This window comes from Mesorhizobium sp. M7A.F.Ca.MR.362.00.0.0 (assembly GCF_004023175.1).
Taxonomy (GTDB): Bacteria; Pseudomonadota; Alphaproteobacteria; order Rhizobiales; family Rhizobiaceae; genus Mesorhizobium.
This window is the reverse complement of the sequence record NZ_RZTF01000264.1, coordinates 1680-6059: the sequence shown is the minus strand read 5'-3', so window position 1 is coordinate 6059 and position 4380 is coordinate 1680. Positions and strand designations below refer to the sequence as shown.

6 protein-coding genes (1 of these 6 cut by a window edge) are annotated in these 4380 nt (G+C 62.9%); 1 reads left to right on the top strand and 5 read right to left on the bottom strand.

The window, feature by feature from the left end; translation table 11 throughout:
* Positions 1 to 15: 15 nt before the first annotated feature.
* From EOC06_RS25845 to EOC06_RS25825, 5 genes are read right to left on the bottom strand one after another with little or no spacing between them, the layout of a single operon-like run.
* Positions 16 to 753: an XdhC family protein gene (locus tag EOC06_RS25845; RefSeq protein WP_128309111.1), complete on the bottom strand. Its 738-nt coding sequence runs from the start codon at positions 751 to 753 to the stop codon at positions 16 to 18.
* A gap of 6 nt (positions 754 to 759) precedes the next feature.
* Positions 760 to 1098, bottom strand: a complete 339-nt coding sequence (locus tag EOC06_RS25840) for an XdhC family protein (RefSeq protein ID WP_128309110.1) — start codon at positions 1096 to 1098, stop codon at positions 760 to 762.
* A 60-nt stretch (positions 1099 to 1158) separates the two neighbouring features.
* Positions 1159 to 2403 (bottom strand): VWA domain-containing protein, encoded by a 1245-nt coding sequence (locus EOC06_RS25835; protein WP_128309109.1) that lies wholly within the window; start codon positions 2401 to 2403, stop codon positions 1159 to 1161.
* A 3-nt stretch (positions 2404 to 2406) separates the two neighbouring features.
* Entirely contained in the window at positions 2407 to 3336 is a 930-nt protein-coding gene (locus EOC06_RS25830; protein WP_127327566.1) for a MoxR family ATPase, read from the bottom strand.
* Complete coding sequence (locus EOC06_RS25825; RefSeq protein ID WP_095791541.1) at positions 3333 to 3860, bottom strand: flavin reductase; 528 nt, start codon at positions 3858 to 3860, stop codon at positions 3333 to 3335. Before EOC06_RS25825 ends, EOC06_RS25830 begins: the two co-directional genes overlap by 4 nt.
* 179 nt (positions 3861 to 4039) lie before the next feature.
* Here EOC06_RS25825 and EOC06_RS25820 point away from each other — a divergent pair, with 179 nt between their 5' ends.
* A protein-coding gene (locus EOC06_RS25820) for a branched-chain amino acid ABC transporter substrate-binding protein (RefSeq protein ID WP_128309108.1) crosses the window boundary here: on the top strand, positions 4040 to 4380 show its 5' portion. Its footprint extends 715 nt past the window's final position; the window shows 341 of its 1056 coding nt (coding positions 1-341); it begins with the start codon at positions 4040 to 4042; its stop codon lies off the right edge, out of view.

Below are 4380 nucleotides of genomic sequence, written 5' to 3'. Positions count from 1 at the left end.
TCTGCTAGTTTGAATCTACGCATCGTGCTTTTCCAAAGTCGATTTCGATTTTGGAGCCGATGCGGAGGCATCGAGACCGCGCGAGCGGAAGGCGTGGATTGCCTGGGCCAACACCGCAACGGCGATCTCTCCCGGGCTGGCAGCACCGATGTCGAGCCCGATCGGCGCATGGATACGGGCGATCTGATCGGCGCTCGCGCCCAGCGCCAGCAGGCGTTCGACCCGCTTCGCATGCGTCTTCCTGCTACCCAGCGCCCCGACATAGAAACAGTTGGCGTCAAGCGCGGCCTTCAGCGCGAAATCATCGACCTTCGGATCATGGGTGACGGCGGCAAGTGCGGTGTAGCTGTCAAGCGGCTGGCGCTTCAGCACATCCTCCGGCCATTCGGCATGAAGCGCCACATCGGGAAAGCGGTCCGGCGTGGCGAAGGCGGTGCGGGGGTCGATTATCTCCACGGGATAGCCGGCGATCTTCGCCATCGGCGCCAGCGCCTGGCTGATATGGACAGCGCCAATCACGACCAGACGCGGCTGCGGCAGATGCGCGTTGAGAAAGAAAGTCCTCCCCTCTGCCTCGACCGAACCGGAATTGCCGGTGCGGAACGCCTTGGCAATGGCAGCGCCGAGATCGCCGGCGACCTGATCGCCTTCGCGCACGATGCGGTCGCGGCCGTCACCGAGATCGGTGACAAGGATCGCCGCACGGCGAGCTCGTCGTTCGGCGTTCAAAATTTTTAAGGCGTAGGGATCCATCCGAGATCAGCCCAGTCTTTCCACGTACACCTTGATGCGGCCGCCACAGGACAAGCCGACCTGCCATGCGGTTTCATCGGCAACACCGAACTCCAGCAACCTGGCCTTGCCGCTGTCGATGACGTCGATGGCCTCACTGACCACAGCGCCTTCGACGCAGCCGCCCGAGACGGAGCCGTGGAAATTGCCGTCGGCGTCGATGACCAGATGGCTGCCTACAGGTCGGGGCGCCGAACCCCAGGTCTCGACCACAGTCGCGATGGCCACGTCCTTGCCGTCCTTCATCCAGCCCTCCGCGATGATCAGCGGGTCGCGGGCCTCATCCAGATAAATGCTGTTTTCCATGACCGTTTCTCCAGAAGTCTGTTTTTCTCGGGATCTGTTTTCCGGGTGGGAAAGATATGGTTATGCGGCGTGCCTCGCGCCAGCGTCCAGCCATCGGCGCGGATCGACGGATTGTGCCGACTTCTTGTCCAATGACGCGCAGAGATCGGCGAGCGCATCGAGATTGTGCACCGAGCGGAACTCGTCGACATGCGGCAGCATCGCCTTGACGCCACGGGCGCGCGCCTGAAAACCGCCAAAGCGCAGCAACGGGTTCAGCCAGATCAGCCGCCGGCAGGATTTGTGCAGGCGCTCCATTTCCTCCGACAGGCCGTCGACATCGTCGCGCTCCAACCCGTCGGTGATCAGAAGCACGACCGCCCCCTGCCCCAGCACGCGCCGCGACCATATCAGGTTGAACTCGGCAAGTGTGTCGCCGATGCGGGTGCCGCCCGACCAGTCCTTGACCGCCGCAGAACAGTCGGCAAGTGCTGCATCGGGATCGCGATGGCGCATCTGCCGGGTCAGATTGGTCAGTCTGGTACCGAAGACGAAGGTGTGCACGCGACGCCTTTTTTCCGTCAGTGCATGCAAGAAATGCAGGAAGATGCGCGTGTACTGGCTCATCGAGCCTGAAATGTCGGCCAGAACCACCAAAGGCGGATGAACTTCGCGGGCTGAGCGGAATTTCGGCAGGATCAGTTCGCCGCCGGTGCGCGCGGCCGAACGCATCATGGCTCGCGGATCGATGCGGCGGCCATGCGCATCGGCCTTGAAGCGCCGGGTCCGCACCATGTCGAAAGGCAGCCGCAGTTCGGCGATCGCCTTCTTGGCGTCGGCCATCTCGGCGGCGTTCATCTGGGCAAAATCCTTGGCCCGCAACACCTCGTTGCCGGAAAAAGTGAAGCGGGCGTCGACCTCGATCTCGGGAATTTCCTGTGGCGGCTGGTTCTTCTGGTGGCCCTCGAACATCGCCTGGCTGACCCGGTTTTCAGCGGCGCGTGGCTTCTGCTTTTCCCTGGTGTCGGGTGCCACCGGCGAAAACATAGCCAGCATCTTCTCGATCAGTTCACGCGATTTCCAGAACAGCCGGAAGGCTTCGTCGAAAGTGGCGTGATCCTCATGCCGCGACACCAGCACGGCGTGCAGCGTCCAGTAGAAATCGTCGCGCGAACCAATGCCGGCGGCGAGCACCGCCTCGATGGCGTCCTTGACCGAGGCCGGCCCGACCCGCATGCCGGCCTTGCGTAAGGTGCGGGCAAAATAGACGATGTTGTCGGCAATCCGCCCGTGCGGCATGGCCTCTTTCGGCTCGGGGCGCGGCATCGCCTACTCCGCCGCCGAAAGCTCGGCCTTCACCTCGTTGAGGATGCGCCGGCCTTCGCCCTGTTCGATGCGGGCAATGTCGTCCTGGTATTTCAACAGCACGCCGATCGTGTCGGAGACGGTTTCCGGATCGAGCGCCACCTTGTCGAGTTCGGTCAGCGCGCCGGCCCAGTCGATGGTTTCGGCGACGCCAGGCACCTTGAACAATTCGATCTGGCGCAGCTTCTGGATGAAGGAGACCACTTCGGCCGAAAGCCGCTGGTTGGCCTGCGGCACCTTACGGCGCACGATCTCGAGTTCGCGCTCGGCGTTGGGATAGTCGACCCAGTGATAGAGGCAGCGCCGCTTCAGCGCATCGTGGATTTCGCGGGTGCGATTGGTGGTGATGATGACGATCGGCGGTTCTTCCGCCTTGATGGTGCCAAGTTCGGGCACCGTCACCTGAAAGTCGGACAGGATTTCGAGCAGGAAGGCTTCGAACGCTTCGTCGGTACGGTCGAGCTCATCGATCAGGAAAACCGGGGCAGCGCCCGTCTTTCCGGTCAGCGCATCGAGCACCGGGCGGCGGATCAGGTATTTTTCGGAAAAGACGTTGCGCTCCATGGCGGAGCGCTCGACCGTGCCGGCTGCCTCCTCCATGCGGATTTCGATCATCTGCGCGGCGTAGTTCCACTCATAGACGGCGGACGAAACGTCGAGGCCTTCATAGCACTGCAGGCGGATCAGCCGGCGACCGAGCGCCTGTGCCAACACCTTGGCGATCTCGGTCTTGCCGACGCCGGCCTCGCCCTCGAGGAACAGCGGCCGCTTCATACGCAACGACAGGAACAGCACGGTCGCCAGCGACCGGTCCGCCACATAGTCCGCACCGGTCAGGAGATCGAGCGTCTCGTCGATCGTCCGTGGCGCGGCGCGCGGTTTCAGCTCGGTCATTCTTTCTCCGTGAACGCCGCCGCTCCGCTGTCCAGAACGTGGTAGCCGCGGGCGTGGTAGATCAGCGGCCGCAAATTATCGCCCATACGCAGACCTGTCACCTTGCCAAAAAGCACACGATGGGTGGCCAGATCCTTGGTGTCGATCAATTCGCAGTCGAACACGGCAAGCGCGCCTTTCAGCGTCGGCGCGCCGGTGGAGATCACATCCCATTCGCCAAGCGCGAAACGTTCCTCGACCGGCAGGCCGGTGATGCCGGAAAAGCCGACCGACAGCGGCTCCTGGTGCGAGGCCAGCGTGTTCAGGGCAAACCTGCCGTTTTTCACGAACAGCTCATTCTTGGCATTTTCGCGGTTGAGACAGACCAGGATGGTTGGCGGCGTGTCCGACACCGAACAGGCGGCGATCACCGTCGTGCCGCGCTTGCCGGCCGGCCCGTCGGTGGTGACCACATGGACGTGGCCGGCAAAGTGGCTCATCGCGTCGCGATAGGCCTGCGGCCCAATGTCGTTCTTCTTCAGCACCGTATTTTTTCCATGGTCAGGATCCTACCGACATATATGGCCAGATATAGCCCGCCACAAGCGAAGTGCTTGAGCCATATCCCGAAATTCCCGTGTTGCACCAAGGCCGGGCAGCCTTTAGGTCTTGGCGGCAATAGTGCCAGGAGCATAGAGCCGGCACGGAGGGACCCATCGCTCGAATGCGACCCAGGACAAGAACAATAGCGGCGCTGTTCTGGCTGTTTCTGGCCAGTGCCGCGGATGCCCAGACGCTGCTCGTCGGCGTCGCGGCACCGCTATCGGGACCATCTGCCATTCTCGGCAAGCAGATCGAGGCCGGCACCGGCCTGGCGGCCGAAGCGAACGGCATCGAACTCAAGACCGTGGATGACGCCTGCACCGCCGATGGCGGCGCTACTGCTGCCAGGGATTTCGCCGCTGCCAAGGTCAATGTCGTGGTCGGCTTTCTCTGCACCGAGGCGATCGAGGCGGCGATGCCGATCCTGAAGGACGCCGGCATTCCGGTCATCGCCATTGGCGT

Coding starts and splice junctions, on each gene's coding strand:
- EOC06_RS25845 (WP_128309111.1), bottom strand. CDS start 753: ATGGATCCCTACGCCTTAAAAATTTTGAACGCCGAACGACGAGCTCGC.
- EOC06_RS25840 (WP_128309110.1), bottom strand. CDS start 1,098: ATGGAAAACAGCATTTATCTGGATGAGGCCCGCGACCCGCTGATCATC.
- EOC06_RS25835 (WP_128309109.1), bottom strand. CDS start 2,403: ATGCCGCGCCCCGAGCCGAAAGAGGCCATGCCGCACGGGCGGATTGCC.
- EOC06_RS25830 (WP_127327566.1), bottom strand. CDS start 3,336: ATGACCGAGCTGAAACCGCGCGCCGCGCCACGGACGATCGACGAGACG.